Source organism: Anabaena sp. FACHB-1237 (assembly GCF_014696225.1).
In the GTDB taxonomy this organism is placed as follows: domain Bacteria; phylum Cyanobacteriota; class Cyanobacteriia; order Cyanobacteriales; family Nostocaceae; genus FACHB-1237.
Map to the genome: position 1 here is coordinate 41,656 of NZ_JACJPV010000025.1, position 24,203 is coordinate 65,858.

At 34.5% G+C, this 24,203-nt stretch carries 18 protein-coding genes and 4 pseudogenes; 14 read left to right on the plus strand and 8 right to left on the minus strand.

The genetic code is table 11. The annotated features are described in order from the left end of the window. Positions 1 to 225: 225 nt before the first annotated feature. A pseudogene (locus H6F32_RS13310) lies at positions 226 to 663 on the plus strand (hypothetical protein); the annotation flags it as partial. 400 nt (positions 664 to 1,063) lie between these two features. Next, positions 1,064 to 2,290 (plus strand): (E)-4-hydroxy-3-methylbut-2-enyl-diphosphate synthase, encoded by a 1,227-nt coding sequence (gene ispG / locus H6F32_RS13315; protein WP_190369810.1) that lies wholly within the window; start codon positions 1,064 to 1,066, stop codon positions 2,288 to 2,290. 265 nt (positions 2,291 to 2,555) lie between these two features. On the opposite strand, the pseudogene H6F32_RS21230 reads toward ispG, so the two are convergent. After that, positions 2,556 to 2,657 (minus strand): annotated as a pseudogene (locus H6F32_RS21230) (IS607 family transposase); the annotation flags it as partial. A gap of 204 nt (positions 2,658 to 2,861) precedes the next feature. Between H6F32_RS21230 and ctpC the strand changes: the two are divergent. From ctpC to H6F32_RS13340, 4 genes and pseudogenes are all read left to right on the plus strand, one after another. After that, positions 2,862 to 4,127 carry a carboxyl-terminal processing protease CtpC gene (ctpC, locus tag H6F32_RS13325; RefSeq protein WP_190369833.1) on the plus strand — a complete coding sequence of 422 codons (1,266 nt, stop codon included), beginning with the start codon at positions 2,862 to 2,864 and terminating at the stop codon, positions 4,125 to 4,127. Between the two features lie 433 nt (positions 4,128 to 4,560). After that, positions 4,561 to 4,716: a hypothetical protein gene (locus H6F32_RS13330; protein ID WP_190369811.1), complete on the plus strand. Its 156-nt coding sequence runs from the start codon at positions 4,561 to 4,563 to the stop codon at positions 4,714 to 4,716. Between the two features lie 42 nt (positions 4,717 to 4,758). Beyond that, a pseudogene (locus H6F32_RS13335) lies at positions 4,759 to 5,091 on the plus strand (protein kinase); the annotation flags it as partial. Positions 5,092 to 5,354: 263 nt separating this feature from the next. Continuing rightward, the gene (locus tag H6F32_RS13340; protein WP_190369813.1) at positions 5,355 to 5,918 is read left to right on the plus strand and encodes a Uma2 family endonuclease; all 564 of its coding nucleotides are present in this window, start codon (positions 5,355 to 5,357) and stop codon (positions 5,916 to 5,918) included. Positions 5,919 to 6,242: 324 nt separating this feature from the next. Here H6F32_RS13340 and H6F32_RS13345 read toward each other — a convergent pair whose 3' ends face one another. After that, entirely contained in the window at positions 6,243 to 9,362 is a 3,120-nt protein-coding gene (locus tag H6F32_RS13345) for an alpha-mannosidase (protein WP_190369814.1), read from the minus strand. Between the two features lie 79 nt (positions 9,363 to 9,441). Next, a pseudogene (locus H6F32_RS13350) lies at positions 9,442 to 9,633 on the minus strand (Uma2 family endonuclease); the annotation flags it as partial. Positions 9,634 to 10,186: 553 nt separating this feature from the next. Here H6F32_RS13350 and H6F32_RS13355 point away from each other — a divergent pair. Next, positions 10,187 to 11,374 carry a hypothetical protein gene (locus tag H6F32_RS13355; RefSeq protein WP_190369816.1) on the plus strand — a complete coding sequence of 396 codons (1,188 nt, stop codon included), beginning with the start codon at positions 10,187 to 10,189 and terminating at the stop codon, positions 11,372 to 11,374. A 22-nt stretch (positions 11,375 to 11,396) separates the two neighbouring features. Here the strand turns inward: H6F32_RS13355 and H6F32_RS13360 are convergent, their stop codons facing one another. Then, the gene (locus H6F32_RS13360; protein ID WP_190369817.1) at positions 11,397 to 12,461 is read right to left on the minus strand and encodes a DUF6765 family protein; all 1,065 of its coding nucleotides are present in this window, start codon (positions 12,459 to 12,461) and stop codon (positions 11,397 to 11,399) included. A 141-nt stretch (positions 12,462 to 12,602) separates the two neighbouring features. On the opposite strand from H6F32_RS13360, the gene H6F32_RS13365 reads away from it, so the two are divergent. Both H6F32_RS13365 and H6F32_RS13370 read left to right on the plus strand, forming a co-directional pair. After that, positions 12,603 to 13,463, plus strand: a complete 861-nt coding sequence (locus H6F32_RS13365; protein WP_242031127.1) for an alpha/beta hydrolase — start codon at positions 12,603 to 12,605, stop codon at positions 13,461 to 13,463. A gap of 169 nt (positions 13,464 to 13,632) precedes the next feature. Then, positions 13,633 to 14,514 (plus strand): site-specific DNA-methyltransferase, encoded by an 882-nt coding sequence (locus H6F32_RS13370; RefSeq protein ID WP_190369819.1) that lies wholly within the window; start codon positions 13,633 to 13,635, stop codon positions 14,512 to 14,514. A gap of 173 nt (positions 14,515 to 14,687) precedes the next feature. Here the strand turns inward: H6F32_RS13370 and H6F32_RS13375 are convergent, their stop codons facing one another. From H6F32_RS13375 to H6F32_RS13385, 3 genes are all read right to left on the minus strand, one after another. Beyond that, entirely contained in the window at positions 14,688 to 15,971 is a 1,284-nt protein-coding gene (locus H6F32_RS13375) for an S-layer homology domain-containing protein (protein ID WP_190369820.1), read from the minus strand. Between the two features lie 73 nt (positions 15,972 to 16,044). Further along, positions 16,045 to 16,314, minus strand: coding sequence for a hypothetical protein (locus H6F32_RS13380; protein ID WP_190369821.1), 270 nt, complete (start codon positions 16,312 to 16,314; stop codon positions 16,045 to 16,047). A gap of 65 nt (positions 16,315 to 16,379) precedes the next feature. Then, positions 16,380 to 16,739 (minus strand): hypothetical protein, encoded by a 360-nt coding sequence (locus tag H6F32_RS13385; RefSeq protein WP_190369822.1) that lies wholly within the window; start codon positions 16,737 to 16,739, stop codon positions 16,380 to 16,382. Positions 16,740 to 16,871: 132 nt separating this feature from the next. Between H6F32_RS13385 and H6F32_RS13390 the strand changes: the two genes are divergently transcribed. From H6F32_RS13390 to proC, 5 genes are all read left to right on the plus strand, one after another. Then, complete coding sequence (locus H6F32_RS13390; protein ID WP_190369823.1) at positions 16,872 to 18,071, plus strand: histidine kinase; 1,200 nt, start codon at positions 16,872 to 16,874, stop codon at positions 18,069 to 18,071. A gap of 1,033 nt (positions 18,072 to 19,104) precedes the next feature. Beyond that, a complete protein-coding gene (gene pipX, locus H6F32_RS13395; RefSeq protein ID WP_190369824.1) occupies positions 19,105 to 19,380 on the plus strand; it encodes a transcriptional coactivator PipX in 276 nt (91 codons plus the stop codon). Then, a complete protein-coding gene (locus H6F32_RS13400) occupies positions 19,380 to 20,060 on the plus strand; it encodes a YggS family pyridoxal phosphate-dependent enzyme (protein WP_199294567.1) in 681 nt (226 codons plus the stop codon). The genes pipX and H6F32_RS13400 overlap by 1 nt, the downstream gene beginning before the upstream one ends. Positions 20,061 to 20,435: 375 nt before the next feature. Continuing rightward, positions 20,436 to 21,044, plus strand: coding sequence for a cell division protein SepF (locus H6F32_RS13405; protein WP_190369825.1), 609 nt, complete (start codon positions 20,436 to 20,438; stop codon positions 21,042 to 21,044). Between the two features lie 95 nt (positions 21,045 to 21,139). After that, on the plus strand, positions 21,140 to 21,952 hold the full coding sequence (gene proC / locus H6F32_RS13410) for a pyrroline-5-carboxylate reductase (RefSeq protein WP_190369826.1): 813 nt from the start codon (positions 21,140 to 21,142) through the stop codon (positions 21,950 to 21,952). 275 nt (positions 21,953 to 22,227) lie between these two features. Here the strand turns inward: proC and H6F32_RS13415 are convergent. After that, on the minus strand, positions 22,228 to 24,203 hold a 1,976-nt coding region (locus tag H6F32_RS13415; protein WP_277875065.1), incomplete at its 5' end, for an Eco57I restriction-modification methylase domain-containing protein.

Consider the following 24,203-nt stretch of genomic DNA (forward strand, 5'->3'; position numbering starts at 1 on the left):
ATTAAAGTAGCGCAAGCATCTTGCTTGCATTTATTATCCAAATTAAAAGCACAACAACTTATTATATTGCCTAACAAATGTATAAGCTAATGTGCAGCACTCACTGTATAATTAAAAAACCTGAAGTTACAGTAGCACAAGCATCTTGCTTGTATTAATTATTCAAGTTAAAGGCACGACAGCTTAATAAATATAAGACAACCTGACAACTTAGAACAGTGAAAAATGTATCAAGTAGATCCACCACTTTCTCCTAAAGAAACATTACCGACAATGTATGATCTTCCTAGCGAAGATCCGGAGGAACCTCGTTTGCCTGATCACTTTCATGTACTACAACCACAATTATTAACAGATACCTTTTGTCCTCCTAACTATATTTGGCAAGAAATATTTACGGGAACGGACATAAATCTGTATTATGATATACCTCATGCATCATGGTATAAAATACCAGACTAGTTTGCAGCTTTAGGAGTACCATATTTGTATGAAAATAGAGATTTAAGATTAAGTTACGTTGTATGCCAAGAAGCAGTGAATCCTTACATTGTGGTAGAATTATTATCACCGGGAACAGAAAAAGAAGACTTAGGATAAATATTAAGAGATGTAGAAAAACCGCCAGTAAAATGGGATGTTTATGAAAAAATATTGAGAGTTTTTGGATATTACCTTGCTGAATTAGACTATTAAATGGAAAAGTTACAAAAATGAAAATCTTACTCTTATGTACGTGAAGTGTCTCTGCGTGGAACTTTTATCATACCCTTAATCAGCAATGCGTCAATCTTTAAGGTACATCAACTGTCAATAGTCTGTTTATTTGTAGGATTTATAAAGTCTGACGCACCTTACATACAATTATAAGCTAATAGTATAAAAATTTTGCATTATCACAGGTTTAGGGAAAATGTCAAGTAAGATCCCGGACTTCTTTAAGAAGTCCGGGATCTACGGGATCTAATTAATTGGTAAGATAATAAAAAACTTATTAATAAAAGTCCCTAGCAATTTAAAATCTAAAGGTGATTAGCTACAGAAAATCTACCTAATTCAAGTTATGCAAACCCTAGCAACGCCACAAACAAACAATAATATATCCGTTCAACCTACCTTTGATACTACTATTAAACGGCGGAAAACCCGCCCGGTAAAAGTAGGAGACATTACCATTGGTGGTGGATATCCGGTAGTTGTACAATCAATGATTAACGAAGATACCCTGGATATTGATGGTTCTGTAGCCGCTATTCGTCGTCTACATGAAATAGGATGTGAAATAGTTCGCGTTACAGTTCCTAGTATGGCTCACGCTAAAGCCTTATCAGAAATAAAAGAGAAACTAATTAAAACCTATCGTGATGTACCCATAGTTGCTGATGTTCACCACAATGGCATGAAAATAGCTCTGGAAGTGGCTAAACACATTGAGAAAGTACGCATTAATCCAGGATTATACGTATTTGAAAAACCTAACAGCAACCGTACTGAATATACACAAGCTGAATTTGACGAAATTGGCGAAAAAATCCGGGAAACTTTAGCTCCTTTGGTGATCTCCTTACGAGATCAAGGTAAAGCTCTGCGTATTGGTGTAAATCATGGTTCTTTAGCTGAAAGAATGTTATTTACTTATGGTGACACTCCAGAGGGGATGGTAGAATCAGCTTTAGAATTTATCCGTATTTGTGAATCTTTAGATTTTTACAACATTGTAATTTCTATGAAAGCGTCACGAGTTCCCGTCATGGTAGCAGCCTATCGCTTAATGGCTAAACGCATGGATGATTTGGCTATGGATTATCCTTTACACTTGGGTGTAACAGAAGCGGGAGATGGTGAATATGGTAGAATTAAATCCACTGCGGGTATTGCGGCGTTATTAACTGATGGTATTGGGGATACCATTCGTGTGTCTTTAACAGAAGCACCAGAAAAGGAAATTCCTGTGTGTTATAGCATTTTGCAAGCTTTAGGTTTGCGGAAAACAATGGTGGAATATGTGGCTTGTCCCTCCTGTGGTAGAACTTTATTTAATTTGGAAGATGTGTTACATCAGGTTAGGGAAGCAACTAAACATCTCACAGGGTTAGATATTGCGGTTATGGGTTGTATTGTTAATGGCCCTGGAGAAATGGCCGATGCTGACTATGGTTATGTTGGGAAGACTCCTGGTTTTATTTCGTTATATCGTGGGCGTGAGGAAATTAAGAAAGTTCCTGAAACAGAAGGTGTACAAGAATTGATTAATTTAATTAAGGCTGATGGCCGTTGGGTAGATCCTTAATGGTATTTTGTAGGGTTGGTTGGTTGCTATAACTTTCCGCTCTATAAAACTTACCCAAAGCTACCCAAGTCTATACTTAACTGGACAATGGTAGCTTTGATGTTTACTTCCTGATTTAACATAGTCTCAAGATGACTCTTGAGACGTTTGCTTACTCTACAGGCTGACACGGTAGAGCTTACCGCCAAATCTGAACATTTTGGTATAAAAATACCATCAAACCAATGTTCAAGATTTTGATAATCATCATCTCTGTTTTAAACTATTCACACATTGCAAATACTAGCTCATAACCAAGTCTTAAAAGTCTGTCTTTATCAGTTAAAACCAATCCGCTGACATTACCTTACATGATGCGTTTTAGCATAAAATTTATCTCACACTCAGACACACTATATTTTATTTTGCACGCATTATTTTGCACGCACAGAAGCACAGAAACGGAGGAGTAAAAATCCACTCAAAGATGAAAGCTGACTCCTATTTTCCAGAATTAGCGATCGCTGTGTTATCATTTATAAAATTAAGTGTTAGATTGGGCATAATTAATATATTTTTTCACACGGCTGTTATTATGATTACAAAAAGCAAGCTGGTTTTAGGTGCTACTTTATTGACGCTTTCTAGTATAGGTGTTGCTAGTATTGGTATTCACTCCGCAAGTAGAGCTTCATTTAAAGACAGCTACAAAAATTTAGTTGATGAAGTTTGGCAAAATATCTACTATCGTTATGTTGATAGTACTTTTAATCAGGTAGATTGGCAAGCAGTACGCAAGGAATACGTTAAAAATAAAAATTATACTACTCAAGAGGAAGCATATAAGTCTATTCGGGAAATGCTCAAAAAGCTCGAAGACCCTTATACTAGATTTATGGACCCAGAAGAGTTTAAAAGTATGAAAATTGATACTTCTGGAGAGCTTACTGGTATTGGTATTACTATCAGTTTAGATGAAAAAACTAAGCAGTTGGTTGTTATTTCTCCTATTGAAGATACTCCAGCTTTTAAAGCAGGTATTTTAGCTAAAGATATAATTTTAGAAATTAATGGTAAAAGTACCAAGGGTATGGATACTAATGATGCAGTATCTTTAATTCGTGGTGAACCTAATACTAAGGTTAGGTTAACTATACTACGTGGCAAGGATCAGAAGAAGTTTGAAATTACTAGAGCAAGAATTGAAATTCATCCTGTTAAATTCTCCGACAAGAAAACTCCCTATGGCAATATAGGCTATATTCGTCTCAACCAGTTTAGCGCTAATGCTAGTAAGGAAATGAGGGATGCTATTATCAATTTAGAGAACAAAAAGGTTTCTGGTTATGTCTTGGATTTGCGAAATAATCCCGGTGGCTTGTTATATGCTAGTATCGAAATCGCTCAAATGTGGTTGAATCGTGGTACTATTGTCTCTACTATTGATCGTCAAGGTATTCAAGATAAACAGTCCGCTAATGGTACAGCTTTAACTAATAAACCTTTGGTAATCTTAGTTGATAAGGGTTCGGCCAGTGCTAGTGAAATTCTCTCTGGCGCTTTACAAGATAATAAACGCGCTATCTTAGTAGGTAGTCAAACTTTTGGTAAGGGTTTGGTGCAATCTGTTTTACCTTTAAAATCTGGTGCAGGTATGGCTGTAACTATTGCTAAATATCATACTCCTAGTGGTAAGGATATTAATAAACATGGTATTGACCCTGATATCAAGGTAGAATTAACTGATAAACAAAGACAACAACTATGGTTAAAGGAAAGGGATAAGTTAGCAACTTTGGACGATCCTGAGTATGCTAAAGCTGTGGAAGTTTTGGGTCAGCAAGCTCGGAGAAATTGAGCAAATTAGGAGTCAGCAGTATTATTTACTTGTTATACAGTTTGAATGTCTCTTATAATTGTATTTTTTGCGACTTGTCACGCCTTTGCGATAGAGTAATTATTTATCAAACAGAGATAAATAAATGAGGCCTTGCTGAATTAGAGTATGAAATGGAAAAGTTACAAAAATGAAAATCTTACTCTTGTGTACCTGGAGTGCCTCTGCGTGAGACTTTCATTATACCCTTAATCAGCAATGCCGATAATTTTTTAATGTCTTCAGAGACACCTACGGCGATCGCAGCTATTGCTTAACGGATATCTGGTATATTTAATTGTCAGAATCAGGATATCCGGGATGTAAGGATGTACAGGATGTTGATGATTGCTGATCGTGTTAATACTTGTGCAGTATGTTATAATCATGGGCATACTCAATCATCACCCTATCTATGCTACAACCAGGAAAAGCATTAAAACAACGTCCCCAATATGTCATAGAAACAGAAATTGGTGCTGGAGGTTTTGGTGTTAAGCTAATGTGCAGCACTCACTGTATAATTAAAAAACCTGAAGTTACAGTAGCACAAGCATCTTGCTTGTATTAATTATTCAAGTTAAAGGCACAACAGCTTACCTATAAAGCTAAACATCAAGAATTGAATTTTCCCGTTGTTATAAAAACTCCTAATAGTCGGTTGTGTAGAGATGCTAATTATCCTAAATATGTGGAGGGTTTTCGCAAGGAAGGAAGAACATTAGCGAAAATTTCTCAAAATCATCATCCGAATATTGTCAGAATTATAGACTTTTTTGAAGAGGATAATTTACCATGTTTAGTGATAGATTTTGTGAAGGGTGAAAATTTATATCATTTAATCAAAAATAAGGGTATTTTATCAGAATCTACTGCTATTGATTATATTAAACAAATTGCTGATGTTGCTGATGCTTTATCTGTTTGTCATCAAAATGGCTTGTAAACTGTAATATTTAAAGGTTACACATAATTATTAAGTCTGAATCAGGATATCCAGGATTAAAGGATGAACAGGATGGTAATTTTTAGATGGTTTAAATTATTTAAAAACAATCATCCAATAACATCCTGTAAAATACCCAACATCTTCACAAAAAATCATCAAAAAACATCCTGAAAATCCTAAAATCCTGGACATCGTGATTTGTGACAATTAAAATAAGATACAATATTGATAATCCACATCATCCGAAATGATAAATGATAATGGTTCAAACCCCTATCAAAACCCTAACCCTTGATGAATTTCTCAAATTGCCAGAAACCAAACCAGCAAGCGAATTTATTAACGGTGAAATTATTCAAAAACCCATGCTTCAAGGAAAACATAGCACAGTTCAAAGCGATTTTGTCTCTGCTGCAAATACCGTTCTCAAACCCCAGCATATTGCCCGCGCATACTCTGAATTACGCTGTACCTTTGGTGGTAGATCCATTGTACCAGATATTGCCGTCTTCACTTGGGAGCGCATTCCCCGCGATGAAAATGGTGAAGTTGCTAATACTTTTACTATCCCTCCTGACTGGACAATTGAAATACTTTCTCCTGAACAAAGTCAAACTAAAGTAGTTAGAAATATTCTCCATTGTCTTCAATATGGTACTCAAATGGGTTGGTTAATTGACCCTGAAGAAAAATTAGTTTTTGTCTATTTTGCTGATCAACGTATTTTATTATTTGAACTAGAAACAGATAGTTTACCTGTTCCTGTTTTTGGTCAGTCTTTGAATCTTACTGTAGGTCAAATTTTTAGTTGGTTAAATGAATAAATCTTTAATATATTCTTTATCAGAATCACGATGTCGAGGATTAAAGGATTAACAGGATAGTAATTTTTAGATAGTTTATAATAATTTAAAGACAATCATCAAAAAACATCCTGAAAATCCCAATATACCCACACACAATCATCAAAAAATATCCTGTACATCCTCAAATCCTGGGTATCCCGATTCTGACAATATCACCAAAAAAATATTTTCTCCACCCCTTGACAAAAATCTAACTTCCTGCTACACTGTTGTTAAAGTGGAAATCTGTGCGCTCATTCATACTCACGGCTTTAACAACTATCCATCGTTAATCACCCAAAATCACAAACTGGACAACAACTCAAAACTCATAATCTTCCCAGCTTGAACATCTTGAATATTTTTACCACCTTCAATAACATTCTCCAATAAATCAACAACCTCCCCCAACCTGAAAAATTCACTTCGTAAACATAACACTGCTGTTTCCCCAGCACATTCATAAAAACGCAAGATGTACTTTTCCAGATTATCTTCACGAGGTTTCAAAGCCATTAAAATCAAATTATCTGCTGTGAAACCCAAAAAGGACATTTTTGGAGTGAGGTTATTTGCTGTATTTGCAATATTCTTATCATCGCAAAATAGAACTTGGATAGGAGTATTCAACTCATAACCATATTTAACAGTATTTGCATTTTGCCAACTTCCCGAATGCGGATATAAAGCATAAGTAAATTGATGGATACCTCTATCAGCGCGAGAGTCAGGCCAGTTAGAACTTCTCAACAAAGTCAGACGTAATTGATGGGGAGTTGTATCATAACCATATTTACAATCATTTAAAAGACTTACTCCATAACTTACATCATCTTGAGTCAAGTCAACCCATCTTAAAGCGGGTATTTCCCATTTTGCGGTTTCTGCGGGAGTTTTGGGGTTTGTTGAACGATGGATAACACCGCATGGAATTTCTGAGGTGGATATTTCCGATGTAATATTGAGGGGGAATGCTGTTTTTACTAAAATTTGATTTTCGTACCAGTGAACAATATTCTCTATTTTCAGAATGGGGGAAGATGTTTGTAAAATGTAGTCTTGGATAAATTCCGAACTTCCAAAATTTCGCACCACTCGCAAACGTTGTTCTATAATTCCATGATGCAACCATTGACAAGATGTTAACTTGGCAGGTGGTAATGGTTTATTGTGATAATCTGGGTCAATATTCCAAGCATCCCAATATTGTCCACTATCTTGGAAAAATTGCAGTTCGTTTCCTGAACCTGCTAATATTTCCCGTTGTTGGGTTTTGTCAAATATGCTGTTTAAGTTTCCTGTGGTTGGGTTGACTTCAATTTGCAAATATTCATTTTCTAAAATGTAGTTGTTAGGAAAAACGGTTTGACAAGTTTCGCTTTCATTGGTTGCTTCATGGGGTATAAGGAAATATAGGTTATAACCAACTGAAGGAATATCAGCAACGAAGAGTAAATTTCTATTTTCGCTATTTTCTATTAGTTGTGATGGGAGTTTATTTCCTGCAAGATCATAAATTTGCCATGTTGTATAATCTTCTGGTAAAGAAGGTAATGCAATATTGACTATTTCCCGACGTTCCCAGTTAAGAGAGTTGAAAATTAGGATGGGAATACTGTGAGGATGGGGAGATTGTGGTAATTTGATATAAGATGCGATCGCTCGCAATGAATTTTCCAATATTTGCTTTCCTATATTTTGCACATCTTCCCATTCTGGTAAAGCATCTTCATAGACTTGAGTAATGGAAGAACCTGGTAGAATATCATGAAACTGGTTAAACAGAACTTTTTTCCAAGCTGTTTCTATTTCCGCTTGGGGATAATTTACACCACAGACGGTTTTTGCTAAAGTGGCGAATAACTCAGCTTGATATAATAGATGTTCACATTGACGATTATACTTTTTCTGATCCGCATGGGTAGTATAGCAACCACGATGAAATTCTAAATATAGTTCATCTTCCCATATTGGCAAATCTCCACAGGCCGATTTTACATCCTGGAGATATTTTTCGGCTGTGGTAAATTCCAACTGAGGAAAAATAGGGGAACTTTGCCATTTTCTGGCCACCTCTAACATATCACGAGTCGGTCCACCACCATGATCACCAATACCAGGAAGCCAAAGTGCATTTTCTATAGAAGTTTGATTTTGCCATTCTTGCAGATATTGTGCCATTTTCACTGGTGCGATCGCTTCACCGATTAAAGCTGACATAAAACTTAATACTTGACTACCATCAGGCGATCGCCACCAAAATAAACTATGCTGAAATTTAGTAGTATCATTCCAGCGCAGTTTTTGGGTAACGAAATATTCTATTCCCGCTTGAGATAAAAACTGTGGTAAAGTTGCACAAAAACCGAAAGTATCAGGAAGCCAGATAATAGGGGATATTTTCCCAAATTTGGCTAAATAATAACGTTGTCCATATAATAATTGACGAACGATAGACTCTCCTGAGATTAAGTTTAAATCAGGTTCAACATAACTACCGCCAATAATTTCCCATTTTCCTGATTTTACCTGATGTTGAATTGCGGTAAATAATTCAGGACGGTTTTTTTCCATCCAAGCATATAAAGCAGGGGTAGAATGACAGAATATTAATTCAGGAAAATCTTTTTGTAAGTTTAGCACCGAGTTGAAAGTATTTTCAGCCGCTTTCCAAGTTTCTGACACTGGCCACAACCAAGCTAAATCCAAATGGGCATGGCCAAGAAGATATATAGTAGAGTTAGTTAATTTAGATAGATATTGATGATTTTCTTGACAAAAGTTTAAATAAGATGTTCTAATTTCCTTCAGATGTTTATTTTCGATAGCTGTAGAGAGTGCCTCCAGTTTTTCCGGTGCTGATAGAATTAATTGATGTTGTAAAATTTCCAGTTCATCAGCCAGAAAACCAGGATCAGGATCATGGTAATCTAAAGATTCGTATATGGACAGCGATCGCATTAACGCCCCATCACAATGTTCTGGACTTACCAACTTCACTAAAATAGTAAATTCTTCTCCAGGAAATACCCCATTGCTTAGTAAAACTCTAGGGGAACTATCAAATAAATCTCCCGTTACTACCAATTTACCATTAACATAAACTTCTGCTTGATCTGCCCACCACACCAAAGCAACTCGCAAGCATAAACCAGATATATCATAACCTTGGACATTTTCGGGAATGATCAATTTTTGTCCTAACCATAGAACTTCCTTTCCCTGTTTCCACGGAATGTGATTTTTTTCGTTTAGTTCTACCTGCAACCAGTCTTGTAAATTAGGTAATAAGCTAATATCAGTAATATTCTGATTTTGTAAATATCGCCATTGTGATTGTATATCAATCTGGCAATAGTAACGTAATTGTTCTACTATTGCGGAAATATTTTCAGAACAGGATGATAGTAAAGGTGTAGTCATAATTATAATATGAATTTTATCTCACGCAAAGGCGCAAAGATAAAGATAAGAGTTAAGAAACTGACTGCTAATAGCTAGGTTAATAATCTAGCATGATTTCCAATCCTGGCAAAATATTTTCACCAGATAATATTACAGGCATATTGACTATTTCTGCTGCTTTTCCTGAACGATAAATTTCTACTTGTTTTTGTTGTGGGTTAATTAACCAACCTAAAAGTAATCCTGAAGATAAATATTCTTGCATTTTATCTTGTAAAGGAGCAGGTCTAAGCTGTTGTGCCTTTAACTTGAATAATTAATACAAGCAAGATGCTTGTGCTACTGTAACTTCAGGTTTTTTAATTATACAGTGAGTGCTGCACATTAGCTTATCACTTTTTGATGACAAATTCAAAATTTGAAACTTTGCGCCTTTGCGTCTTTATGCGAAACCAGAATCAAAATGTGATTCATTTACCTGAAAATTGCTGTAATATCCATAATTTTCCTCATATCCAATAATCTGGGCAATTACAGCAGTTTCCATTATTATGAGGTACAGATGTTAATGATAAAACCCTTGTAACACAGGCATCTTGCTGTGTTCATAGTGTATCTCATGTAGGTGGAATGTGCTGTATATCCAATTATAAGCAAAACCAACCAATAGCAATAAACAGAATTAAAAAATAGTAACACTTATTGACTTAATTTAACTTTATTTAATTTGCTCAAACGTTAAAGTTAAAGAAAAGCACATATAGAGTATCGTAACAGAAAAATTTTTTCCTGAAAAAATATAGAATAATCCTACAACCTACATTATCAGATTATTTAATATCATGGCTTCCGGTTCACGCTATCAAAGCAAAATCTTTAACTTCCTTTCTCAGCAATCTCGCAAATTGAGTGAACAGATAGATCATACCCTCAAAGGATTACAAATTGCCACTAAATTAGGTGTGGAATCCTTACTACAATCATTGTATCAAATCATCACCCAAAAAGAACCTTTTGGTAAACAGTTAAATGCTGCTTCTCCTGTAGAAACTGACACACCAATTAAAGAGGTATTAACACTGATAAAAAATTTACCTACTGGTACAGATGCTCAAGAATCTAGCGAAAGTTCTACACCTGTAAATTTCTGGAAATCTTTATGGCGCACAATTTTTCCCTATCATACTCAGCATAATACCACACCTAGAAATATTTTACAAGAGCATTTACCGACGATTCAAGGAATTGCGACATTATTAGATAATCGTAATTTAGTATTAATTGGTGAAGATAATCGCATTTTTAACGTTTTAAGTACAGGACAAAATAGGGAAATAACCAATAAAATTAATCATGAAATTGAGTCATATCAACAATTACAACTTTTGCCAGAAATTGATAGAAAGTTGAATAAGTTAACCGCTAATTATCCGCAAAATCGTTTTTTAGTTTTTGTAGATAATTTAGTTGCGAATGTTGAGAATTATTTAGAAAATTCCGCTTTAGTACCTGGCGAAAATATGAAACATTACCAATTTTCTGATATTGTAGCAGGGATGATCAATTATTTTTTAGGAGGTAGGAATATTACTCCTGAAATTGATCAAAATATTGTTAATAGTAGACATACAAATATTCCGCAATTACCAAAATTAGATATTCCAGAGATAAATTGGTTAACCTGGAATGATTTATTTGGTAAAAGCAATAATACTCTAACTACAGAAAGTAAGCATCAAGAGACTATCAATGAAGAATTTGCAAGTGTTCAAAATGAAGAAGATAGAGAAAATTATCAAGAGAATTATCAAACTTATAAAAACTATGAATATGAACAATTTAAAGATAAACTGAACAATAAACAAGTAAAATTTCGTCCTGACTGGATAGACATTTCTGCAACTTCATTAGGTTATGAAAAACATCCATTAGAACAGATTTTAGAATGGTTAGATATAGCAATGTTATGGGTAGAACAAATATGTGTAAATATCGTTTATTTTTGGCGTGGTTTTCTGTTGGGTAAATAGTTAGACAAATAAACTATTTGTCTCAATCTATACAAATACCATACTTAGGTAACAATTCATGAATAATATAAAACCTATGAATTTGCAAAGCATCATGAAATAATTTCCAGTCACTTAATAAAAATTGGGGATGATAGGAAAAAACATCATCATCCTTATCTACCAACTTCTTAGTACCTAAAGCTAAATATTTCCAAGACTTCTTACCCTTGGGAATATAAACAACATTTTCAGCACCAAAACTAAACATTCCTGAAGCAATTGCATTTAACCATTGACGATGACGTAAATGATCTTTTTTATCCCGAATATTTACCAACATATTGGCAATTAAACTTCTATCTGGTTCCGGTATTCCTAAAACATCCATATCAGCATCACCTAATAAATAACGACGCATTGCTTTACACATAAAATCTGCCGCATTGAGAAAATCTTCGGGATTATTTCGCATAATTTTCTCATTTCTACCATTAATATAACCCCATTTTAAAAAAGGTTTATCAGGATTACTTAAAACTGTACCATGTCCTAAAGGTAAAGCCTCATTGACAAAATAATTTTTCAATCTGTTCATTAAATTTTTATCTGGCTTTTCATTTTCATCTAATAATTTTTTTGCAGCATTTACTTGATGGTTAACTCCCGCAAAACCTTGATGTGACCATGTATCAACATAAACGTGCATCGTAATTCCTAAGCGATGTAAACCATACAAATTATCTCGATGTTTAATACATTCTCTAATCATATCCTGTGCGACATAACTATTAGGACGGCATATTAATTTATCAATAAATTTTCCTTCATCAACTTCACCAGCTTTCTTGCCATTATTTCCTGGTAAAAAATGAAAAGGTATCCAAACTCGATGATTTGCTAATTCTTGAAAATTGCGATAATCTAATGTTTTATGTGCGGAACTAATGCGATAAAATGTTGCTCCATTATTAAATCTAATGATACCACTATTGGTAGCATCATCTACATATTGAGAACTGTAAGCAATAACATTTGCTGATTGATGATCAAAACCTGCTAATCTGGCTACTATATAAGTTACACCATGATGAAAGTCTATTTGCATAATTATCAGCCTATTCTCTAGTAAATCAATTTATGTTAATTTATATGTCAGTTTATATGTCAATTTGTTTTTTATGAAAACTACCGCATTTACTGGTACAATAACCGTGATCAAAAAAATAATATCTACTTATTAATGATCATGAAACATCATCAAAGCACTTTTACTGGATTAAAACAACAGGATTTATATTATCAAAATTGGTTACCAGAGAGTAAAATGAAAGGTGTATTGGTTTTGGTACATGGTTTAGGTGGACATAGTGGAATGTATCAAAACATTGTTAATCATTTATTAATAAGACAATATGCTATTTATGCTTTTGATTTACCTGGACATGGACTTTCACCAGGGATAAGAGCTTATATTGATACATGGTCAGAATACACTGATAATTTACGCATTTTTATAGATTTTGTAAAAACACAACATGGGGAAATCCCGCTTTTCCTTTATGGACACAGTATGGGAGGAATGATAGTTATAGATTATACTTTAAAATATCCTGAAGATAATTCTCTAATATCTGGTGTAATTGCTTGTGCGCCTAGTGTTGGACAAGTGACAGTATCTCCACTACGGTTATTTTTAGGTAAATTACTTTCTAACATATACCCGCAATTTTCGCTAGATACAGGTTTCGATATTAATGCTGGTTCACGAGATAAAGAGGTAATCAAAGGTTATACTCAAGATAAGTTACGTCATACTCGTGGAACTGCACGTTTATCTACAGAGTTTTTTAAAACTTTAAGATGGATCTACAATCATGTAGAAAAATGGCAAGTACCATTATTGATATTACATGGTAGTGCGGATCGTGTCACCTTACCGGAAGGAAGTAAGCGTTTTTATGAAAAAGTTAATTATGTAGATAAGTTAAGAATTGAGTATGAGGGAGCATATCATGATTTACACTGTGATATTAATTATGCTGAAGTAATGGAAGATTTAAGTAATTGGATGGATCAACATTTATCAAATTACCCAATTAAACTATAAATAACAAAACACATTAAAAGAATTTTGTCTTTACATTTAGTTTCAGGAATGCTCAATGATTTTACTTCCGAACAAATGATAATCTTTTAATATCAGCTTTATCAATATTTTTTGTAATTTACTAGAGCTATCAATCCTCATCTTATCAAAAAATATCAACCAATACAACATGAAATATCTCAATCAAATAATTCATGGTGACTGTATAGAAAAACTCAAAGAAATACCTGATAAAAGTATTGATTTAGTAATTCTTGATCCTCCTTATTGGAAAGTTATTCAAGAAAAATGGGACTATCAATGGCGCACAGAAGAAGATTATGTACAATGGTGTTTACAATGGTTAGAACAAATTGCTAGAGTCATTAAATTATCAGGTAGTTTATATCTATTTGGTTATGTGAGAAACTTAGTTCATTTATATGATTATCTGATTAAATTAGGCTTTGATTTTAGACAACAAATAATTATAGATAAAGGAATTAAATCTATCGGAGGAAGAGCGACAAAAGGATATAAAATGTTTCCTAATGTTACGGAAAGTCTGTTATTTTTTAATTATAATAGTCGTCCTTTTGTGAAAAAATTCCTTAAAGATAGACAAAAAGAATTAGGTTTAACTGCTTTAGCAATAAATCAAAAATTAGGAGTAAAAGTAAATGGGGGAGGAATGTGGTCACTTTATACAGGAAATAATATTTTAGCCCAAATTCCTACAAAAGAAATGTGGGAAAAATTGCAAGAAATTCTCGATTTTCAACTTGCTTATGAAAATATCGCTCCAGTTTTTAATATTGAGATGGGAATAACTGATGTGTGGAAAGATATAAATTTTTATAAAGAGGAAAGATTTCATCCTACACAAAAACCAGTGAAGTTAATAGAAAGAATTATTAAAGCTAGTAGTCATGAAAATATGGTAGTGTTAGATCCTTTTATGGGTTCGGGAACTACTGCTGTTGTTTGTTTAAATTTGAGTCGTTATTATATTGGTATTGAGAAGGAAGAGAAATATATTGAAGTTGCGAAAAAAAGAATAGATAGGAGATAGAATAAGTAGGTGTTATAATATAATTTGTGAAACTACGAGTCAACTTGAACGGTAATGTTTTCCATAATGGTTTAGAAGCTATCAATTTGCTTTTTTGATTATAAAGGATTTAGAACCCACATTCGGCAGATCCCGGACTTCTTTAAGAAGTCCGGGATCTTGAAGATTAATCATCATTTTCCTTTTAACGCCTCCGTTGCAGATATACCCTCCCCCTGAATACCAAAATACCACAACGCAGCAGCCGCTTCCCCGCGAGTTACAGCTTTTTTGGGCTGAAATAACGTTGTATACCCAAATACCCGCCTAATATTGGAATTTTCCCCATTTTGATAATCTGCTAATACTGCCTTTAACGCTTTCGTTTCTATTTTGCCCACATCTTGAAATCCCCAAGTTTGTTTCACTGCTTCTAAATTAGCAGTCGGTAAAGGTTGACGAGTATCTAATGGCACTTTCCACAGTATAAGTTGTTCTCTGGTTAAAGGCGCGTCTGGTTGAAATAAAACGGTGGTACTATCTCCCGATAAACTACTGGGAATTAAACCCGCTTCTGCTAAACCTTGAATAATCGCAAAATCAGCATCTTTAGCTAATACATCTCTAAAAACAGGTTGGGTATTTGTAGATGCTAACCTAATTTGTTTCGCTGGATTTTTAGGATACATGGCGTTATTAGCATTAAATAACCAACGTGCATATTCTCGACGGGTAATAATTTTATTGGGATGAAATTGATTAGTTTTCGGTTCTATAGATAAAACCCCTAAATCTACTAAGTCTTGTAAATGTGTTCTCCATTCTGGAGGTGCTTGATCAATATCCGTAAATTCCTGGGATGTCAAAGTTTCCGGTTTATTGGTAATTTCTGGACTGGGATTTTCACTAGGTAATGCAGGACCTAATTTAGTATTATTAGGATGATCAGAATTATGTTTTTCATAAGTAATTAATAATTCTGTGGAAGTTTGAGACTGATTAGGATTAGCTGTATTTACAGTTTGTGGTTTAATGGCAATGGTAATAGTTAAGTTGTCATTTTGCGCTGTAAAAATACCTGCTGTATCATCTTGAGGTTGTTTAATAATTTGCCATTTTTTAGCTGCTAATTCATTACGATAAAAACTAATAATTAAGTTACTAGGATCAACACTTTCCCAACGGGTTAAAACTATTTTTAAATCTGGGCTTTGTTCATTATTAATAGGTTTAGTTTCTGCTAATGTGGCATTGGGATAAGTGGGAATATTTTCTGGGAAATCTTCAGGTAATTTAATATTAGGAATATTACTATTTGTGGGCGTGGGAGTGGGAGTTTGTGCCAATAAAGGAGGATTTTTCTGTAATTGGGGATCGGGAGATAATGCTAGTTCTAAATTTTTAGCTCCAGGGTTATTCGCGCAAGCTGTTACAGAAAATAAAACTGTGAAAGTTAATAATATAATACGAGAAAACATTGGTAATAGGTAATAGGTGATTTGTAATTAATCCTGTAAATCCTTAAATCCTGGATATCCTGATTCAGAGAATTTAATACTGTACATAATTCTCTAAATCTTCAATTTGCCGTGATCGTAAATGTTGAATAATTTTCCACAAAATTGTATAACTACCATCACGATGAAATTCCACTGTTTTAAAGGTAATAATGGTATCACTACTAGGAACTTGTCCCAGTTGTTTTTTAGCATGACTATTACCACGAGAAATGGGTTGTGTTTTGAGGATAATTTCTGGTAGTTTAAATTGGAGCGATCGCAGTAAATAAGTCCTATTCAACTCAACCTTGGCATCTGGCACCTCCAATAAATTCCATATCTGATCCTCACCCGTTAAAAATCTGCATTTATACATTTGTAAAGATTCTAACTTAGTCGGTAGTTTTTTATAAGCCAGAAAAAATTATTAATTGACTCCAACACAGGTTTTAAGTTACTATCCAACTGTGATAAAAAAATATCAGTAACTATGGGTAATATAGGATTGGATTTTTTCTCTCCAGAAACTAAAGGTAATTCCCGAACTAAACCTATTTTTCCTTTACGAGATAATAACTGATCTAATAGCTGTGGCAAGTAAGCAGATTTCGTATAAAATTTATCCGTATCTGGTGCTAATGCAGTATGTTGATGGGAGTTTCCCAGGGGAATTTCCTTAGCTAAAATGTGACTAGGTAAGGAAGTGAGGATAAAAGGAAGTAAAATTTCCAGAAAAAAATGTCTCATGTCAAAAACCTAGATCGAATTGGAGCAACAAAATCTAAAATAGATATTAAATTGGAATAACCACCATCTACAAGAATCAGTCTAAAAGCCAGTCTGTTTTACTGTTCATTAAGCGTCCCCAGGTTGTTACCAGTGCTGAAACAAGATTATATGCAAGTTTCCCAGGATCAGCCTATTTATTTTGAGGCTCCTCTCCAATTATTACTGTTTGTTGATGGGCGACCTAAGTCCCGACAACAAGTACAGCAAATTTGTGCTTATTTAAAAAAATTAGAGGATGGGTATAGTTTTGAACTGCAAATTATTGATGTGGGCAAACAACCCTACCTTGCTGAACACTTTAAGTTAGTTGCTACACCGGCTTTAGTGAAAATTAAACCGGCTCCCCAACAGACTCTTGCTGGTACTAATATTATCCCTCAATTACAAACATGGTGGCCACGTTGGCAAGCTGCTGTGGAGGATTTTTTACAACTGGAGGACAATTTACCAGATTTTGTGGATAGTGGTGATTTAAAAGCATCTCAATCTATTTATTCGGTAGCTCAATCGGCAGAAGTGATGCAACTGGCGGATGAGGTTTTTCGGTTGAAGCAGGAAAAGGAGAAGTTGAAGGAACAATTACAGTTTAAGGATCGGGTTATTAGTATTTTAGCTCACGATTTGCGTAATCCTTTAACGGCGGCGGCTATAGCTGTTGAAACTCTCCAATCTACTTATAATCCAAATTTAGGTATTTTTCACAAGCTAAAACCTGGTTTAGTAGAACATTTGTTAAAACAGGCCCGCGCTCAAATGCGAATTATTGATAAAATGATCGCTGACTTGTTACAGGTAGGCCGCAGTCATGATACAGAATTACCCATTATTCCCCAAAAATTGGAGTTAGGGAAATTATGTTTAGAAGTATTAGCAGAATTTAGCGATCGCTACAATGCCAAATCTCAAACCATAGAGAGAGATATTCCCCAAGACTTACCTCGTGTCTATGCCGATCCAGAAAGGATTCGTCAAGTGTTAAGTAACTTATTGGATAATGCTATTAAATATACTCCTGTGGGTGGTACTATTAGTTTATCAGCCTTACATCGCACTAGCCAAAAAGTACAATTTAGTATAGGTGATAGTGGTCCTGGTATTCCAGAAGAAAACCGCGATCGCATTTTTGAGAATCACTTCCGTTTACAACGGGATCAAGGTACAGAAGGTTATGGAATAGGACTATCTTTATGTCAAAGAGTAATTCGCGCTCACTATGGTCAAATTTGGGTAGATAATTCTCCCTATGGAGGTGCTTGGTTTCATTTTATTTTGCCAGTGTATCCATCTTAATCGCCTGAAGGATTTTCACTGATTGATATGTTGACACTGTCCAGAGAGAGGATTTAGATTTATCAAAGACTCATTGTTTTTTGCCAATAGTCTATTTGTGAAAAATCCAGAAAGAGTAGAGAAAATGATGATGTTAATGGCATTGTGTCTTTTAGCTTATAATCTAGAACAAAGACAACTAAAAATCTCATGAAAGACCCAAAAGTCTACCGTTAAAAATCAACTGAATAAACCACAAAATCTCTCACATTAAGGTGGATATTTCAATATCTTCCTATATGATTAATCTCTCATAATTTCATACAGCGATCGCACTTCCCCGCATTCATAAAAAGCGATCGTACTCTATAGGATTTTCCAGTCTAGTGAAGTCCAAACTTAGCTGCGTTTATCTGTATCCATCTGCGTACCTCGCAGCAAGCTAGAACTATTACTGCTTGTATCTCACTTGAATGGGGCGTTGCTGAATTGGGGTATGAAATTGAAAAATCAAACAAATGAAACTCTTACTCTCTGAGACTCTGCGCCTCTGCGTGAAATAAAATTATAATCTTAATCAGCAACGGCGAATGGGAATAAGTCAAAAGTTAAGAAGATGTTTTTAAAGTCTAAATTAATACTAAAATCGGCGATTAGAAAGATGCTTTCTGTAATGGTACGTCTCTACACAGGTAAAACCTACCTATCCATGTTAAAAATGCTTAGTTTTTCATTAGTCCAAGTAAGTGGAATTTGCTTGTGTAGTAGCGAATTGTATTCGCCCAAGACTTTTAAAAAATCCTCTAAAATTTGATCTCCTGTGCTGACTGCTATATGACGGCTTGCCAAATGTCCATCTTTGTGCCACCACTGGAGAATTATGGCAGGATGGAAAGAAGGCTGTGCAATAAGAACAAATTTTCTGTGTGATGGTAAGTTATTCATTTAATAAACTTTTAATCATCAAATACAGATAGAAACACAAACACAGACCTATTAACGATCTTATGTTCTATTTGCTATGCTAAATCCATTCTCGTACCAAAACCAGGAAATGAACCCAGAAACCTCAGAAACTTACATCAATCATCCAACTTGGGGTTTACTCTACAAAATCTCTATGCTTGATGATAACCAGGATCTGTTTACTACACTTTATGCACAACGTTTATTTTTTTTAGTAACCAGTGATGGAAAAAGTCTAAAATTTCAGTCCATCGGCCGTACTGAAGCCAGAATGATGGTGGAAAATCGTTTACGGACTTTACGCCGCAGTGGTAACTCTCAGGAGTACGATCAACTTCAGAGTGTTTTCCAGCGCACCTTCTAATGAATACTTTAATTAGTCAACAAATTACTCAACGCATTGCTGATATTTCTGCCTCACTGCCCAATACAGTGAGGTTAATTGCTGTTAGTAAAACGGTTCCGAGTGAATTTATTCGTACTGCATACAACGCAGGTATTCGTGATTTTGCTGAAAGTCGTATCCAGGAAACTATCAGCAAACAAGCCGAATTACAAGACTTAACGGATATTACTTGGCATTTAATTGGACATCTCCAAATTAATAAGGCGAAGAAGGCTTTACAAATATTTCAATGGATTCACTCTGTTGATAGTTTAGCCTTAGCACAACGCTTAAATACCCTGGCTTTTCAGATAGGTGTGCATCCACATATATGTTTACAAGTTAAAATATTACCAGATGATAATAAATATGGTTGGATAATTCCTGAATTGTTATCTGACTTGTCAAGTTTGAATGAATGTCAATATTTAAAAATTCAAGGTTTGATGACAATTCCACCATTAGGTTTAGAAAATTCCCAAATTCTGAATGTATTTAACTCTACTCGTGAACTAGGAGCAACCATTAACTCCCAAAATTGGTCAAATATCAGCATAGAAGAATTATCTATGGGAATGTCAGGAGATTATTTAATGGCAGTGGCAGCAGGGGCAACAATGGTAAGATTAGGTACGACATTATTTGGGCAACGTTCCTAGTATCTCAACAATTAGAGGAAATAAAACCTTTACCAAGCAATAATTACGGGATTTATCACCTCTAATGTTGAGTAATTTTACTAGTGTTAAAAATATTGTACTAAGATTCAGTAAGTGCTAGAGAAGAAAGTGGTCTAATTATCTTTCTTTGTGAAAATTTTTAGGCTATAATCTTGACTCGCTGTTGCAAATTAGGTAATGTAAAAACGTTGGAATTAATATTCTAACTACTACTACTAACTTGTACTAGAGGCTGAAAACAGTAATGTAATTACTGCTCAAAGCATCTACTTATTAGGTATGACCACTGGCTAATAAAAATTTCCAACATTAAAAGTCAGGAAAATTAGGGTAATTTTTTTCCGGGAGCGGATCATGAGCAATATATTTTCTAAACTCAGGGATTTTGTCGGTTTAAACGAACCAGTAGAATACGAATACTACGAGGAAGAACCAGATACTAGAGAAAGTTACCAAAGTAATCTCTATCAAGAACAAAATCCTCAGCCAGCACCACAACCACAAGCAGAACCTACTCCATCTAGTAGACGTTGGCGGGACAATAGCCCTACAATGTCTGATGAACCAGCTACGACAGTTTCTAAACCTATGAGTAATGTTATTGGTATGCCCGGTGCAGTGAATGGAATTTCCGAAGTTTTAGTTCTTGAACCTCGTACTTTCGAGGAGATGCCTCAAGCTATCCAGGCTTTACGTGAACGTAAATCGGTAGTTTTAAATCTAACTATTATGGACCCTGATCAAGCTCAACGGGCTGTGGATTTTGTGGCTGGTGGTACTTATGCTTTAGATGGACATCAAGAACGTATTGGTGAAAGTATTTTCTTATTTACACCTAGCTGTGTTCAAGTTAGCACTCAAAGCGGTTTAATACATGAAGTACCTCAGCCTCCAGTGCGTCATCGTCCTGCATCTACGGAACCTACTGCGTGGGGTAATGAAGGCACAAGAATGGTACAGTAATGTACATTAGTCGTTAGTTCCTAGTAGTTATTGATCCTCTGTTTAGGATTGACTAACTGATGAATTTTTGACCATTTACTAATGACTAAGACGACATGACTATCAAATTTGGCTTAATTGGTGGTGGGGTAATGGCAGAAGCTATATTATCCCGCCTTATTGATTCTGGTACTTATCAAAGTGCAGAAATTATTGTTAGTGAACCACAAACTGCACGACGTGATTATTTACAGCAACATTATCAAGTTATTATTACGGATGATAATAAAACAGTATTTACTTCAGCTAAAGATGCTGTGATATTGGCAATAAAACCGCAAATATTTAGTGCGATCGCTCAAGAATTAGCAGATATACCTGCAACAGAACATTTACCATTAATTATATCTATTTTAGCTGGTGTAACTTTAAAACAATTGGAAGCAGCATTTCCGCAATTACCTGTAATTCGTGCTATGCCTAATACACCTGCTACAGTGGGGGCGGCAATGACAGCGATGTGTTTAGGTCATTATGCCCATGCAGAACATGAAAATATCGGAAAACAGATTTTTGCGGCTATTGGGGAAGTAGTAGAAATTCCTGAAAGTTTAATGGATGCTGTCACAGGTTTATCTGGTAGTGGACCTGCTTATGTAGCGTTAATGATTGAAGCCTTAGCGGATGGGGGAGTAGCAGCTGGACTACCACGAGATATAGCCAAACAATTAGCATTACAAACAGTGTTAGGAACAGCGACATTATTACAAGAGACGAAAATGCACCCAGCAGAGTTGAAAGATCGGGTAACAAGTCCAGGAGGTACAACTATTGCGGGTGTTAGTCAATTGGAAAAAGCGGGGTTTCGATCTGCAATAATAGAGGCTGTAAAGGCGGCTAAAGTGCGATCGCAGGAATTGGGTAGTTAAGCAGTAAATAGGATGCGTTAGAGGTGTCAATTTCAGCTACAGATAGCTTATTTGTTTAGCTAACACGCCTGCCTGGAAATGATAGCGTAGCGCGGCGTAAGCCATATTTCCAGGCTAATAGCTCGAGTTTACTAAAGTAAAACAATGTAACTTAACAAATTTTCGGCTTATTTTAGTCATTTTTAGATGAATTTCACTATTAGACTGGGAATAAATTCCCAGTGAGGCTGGTTTTTGCGTTAAGTTGACACTTATGTTGCGTAGCTGATCAACCTCTACCCGCTAGAACTTTCTATAATTTGAATTTCCTCTGGTGTTAAATTATAAAGTTGATAAACCATTTGATCAATTTCTGCTTCTAATGCGGTTGTATCTGCATTAGGATCTGATTTTTTAGCAGTTAGTATTGCTTGTACCTTAGTAACTATTTCTTTTTGAGATTGATCCTTTTCATGCTTTATTGGTAATCTTTTTAAATCATTTAATCTAATTTGTGGCTGTTTTCCAACTTCCATTCTGATTATTCTTGTTTTTTGAGCATAATATGTAAACAATTTTGAATTTAGCAAGCCTAAAACATACAATAGGTTATTTGATGATAGTCTAGAATTACCAGAACTATTTTTAATACTAATACTATAATAGCTTCTGTTATAAACAAAAGGCTTTTCGGAATAGGTGCAGCAGAGATGATCGCAAGATTGTCGGATCAAAATTTTTGGGTTGTCAAATGTTAATTCATCTCCTATACCCAATACTTTAGGATTATTTCTATTATTCTTCTTAGCTTCTTTTTTATATTCTTCGTTTCTCTGATTTAGTAGGGGTATATCAAATCGAAACCATCTTGTTGGTATAGGTTCACAATATTTGCAAGGAACTGATTTACTTCCTTCTAAATATTCATAAATCTTAATATCCTTTTCACTTGTCATAGAATCTATAACAAATCCTTTCTCTTGAACACCAATACTTTCTCCTGTTCTAATCAGTTTATAAGGGAAATAAAATTCTAATGTTTGATTATTAGTTTCAAATTTTTCTATAATTGAGTTATAATTATCCTCCGGTAAATAAAATTGGTATCTTTTGTCGACATTATCCCAAATTTTCTGATCAACTAATCTAAATTCATCATCTAAACCATTTATTAAAAGACGAACTTTGTTAGTATTAATTATTTTTCTTTTATTATATGGTAAATACTTAAATAGCAAAATAAGCTGTCCACTACCAACATCTTCAAAAGAAGATAACCCATTTACCACTTCAATTATTAGTGTGTTATTTACTAAAATTCTCTTAACACCATTATAAAAATCTTCATAAAATGAAATATCAGTTATAAGACATGATATAGAATTTTCATTTCCAATCAAAGTACATTTTTCGATAAAAAACATTGCAGAATTAAATTTCCCGTCTTTTTTTGTATCTTTTGCACAATCATATTCATTTTTGAAATAGTTAATTACTTCGTTAGAAATGATAACTCTTCTTCTACCATGATAGGTTATGTAAGGTGGATTTCCAATCACTACATCAAAACCGATAAAAACACCTTCATCATTCAACACTTCAGGAAACTCAAAACGCCATTCAAAAGCATTTTCATAAATTTTACGGTTTTCCATATCCTCAATCTCAACCCGTAATTTATCAATCTCGTTATTTAACTTAATAATCTTTTTTTCACGGATATTTTCTTCTACTTTTGTCTCTTCAAATAAAGATTGTTGATCCTTATGTGTTAAATTATCAACTTCACTCTCTAATCTTCTTAACTTAGTTTTATTAAGATCACTTCCTTGTAATCTGTTTTCAAAATCATCTTTAATTTCCTTAATTAATCTTTCCATTTCCCGCTTTTGCTCCTTATTTTCAGCATTGCGGTAAGTTTTGACAGCATTTCTATAATCTTCTATAGTGTATTTCTGCTTACTTAAAGCAACTCGTAAATCAGCATCTAACGAAAAACGACTAATTAAAGAATTACCACATTTAATATTAATATCAATATTCGGTAAAGTTTCCAATTCTTCCATATTCCCCTCTTCTCCCAGGAGAGGGGTTAGGGGAGAGGTTCTATAATAAGCATTTTTCAAAAGTTCAATCCATAAACGCAACCGACATATTTTCACAGAATTAGGATTAATATCCACACCAAATAAACAACCTTCAATAATCGTCTGTTTCTCATGAAATAGAGTTTCTTGTACTCGCTGACTTTCCTGATTTTCCGGATTATATT

Coding starts and splice junctions, on each gene's coding strand:
- ispG (WP_190369810.1), top strand. CDS start 1,064: ATGCAAACCCTAGCAACGCCACAAACAAACAATAATATATCCGTTCAA.
- H6F32_RS13330 (WP_190369811.1), top strand. CDS start 4,561: ATGCTACAACCAGGAAAAGCATTAAAACAACGTCCCCAATATGTCATA.
- H6F32_RS13340 (WP_190369813.1), top strand. CDS start 5,355: ATGGTTCAAACCCCTATCAAAACCCTAACCCTTGATGAATTTCTCAAA.
- H6F32_RS13345 (WP_190369814.1), bottom strand. CDS start 9,362: ATGACTACACCTTTACTATCATCCTGTTCTGAAAATATTTCCGCAATA.
- H6F32_RS13355 (WP_190369816.1), top strand. CDS start 10,187: ATGGCTTCCGGTTCACGCTATCAAAGCAAAATCTTTAACTTCCTTTCT.
- H6F32_RS13360 (WP_190369817.1), bottom strand. CDS start 12,461: ATGCAAATAGACTTTCATCATGGTGTAACTTATATAGTAGCCAGATTA.
- H6F32_RS13365 (WP_242031127.1), top strand. CDS start 12,603: ATGAAACATCATCAAAGCACTTTTACTGGATTAAAACAACAGGATTTA.
- H6F32_RS13370 (WP_190369819.1), top strand. CDS start 13,633: ATGAAATATCTCAATCAAATAATTCATGGTGACTGTATAGAAAAACTC.
- H6F32_RS13375 (WP_190369820.1), bottom strand. CDS start 15,971: ATGTTTTCTCGTATTATATTATTAACTTTCACAGTTTTATTTTCTGTA.
- H6F32_RS13385 (WP_190369822.1), bottom strand. CDS start 16,739: ATGAGACATTTTTTTCTGGAAATTTTACTTCCTTTTATCCTCACTTCC.
- pipX (WP_190369824.1), top strand. CDS start 19,105: ATGAACCCAGAAACCTCAGAAACTTACATCAATCATCCAACTTGGGGT.
- H6F32_RS13400 (WP_199294567.1), top strand. CDS start 19,380: ATGAATACTTTAATTAGTCAACAAATTACTCAACGCATTGCTGATATT.
- H6F32_RS13405 (WP_190369825.1), top strand. CDS start 20,436: ATGAGCAATATATTTTCTAAACTCAGGGATTTTGTCGGTTTAAACGAA.
- proC (WP_190369826.1), top strand. CDS start 21,140: ATGACTATCAAATTTGGCTTAATTGGTGGTGGGGTAATGGCAGAAGCT.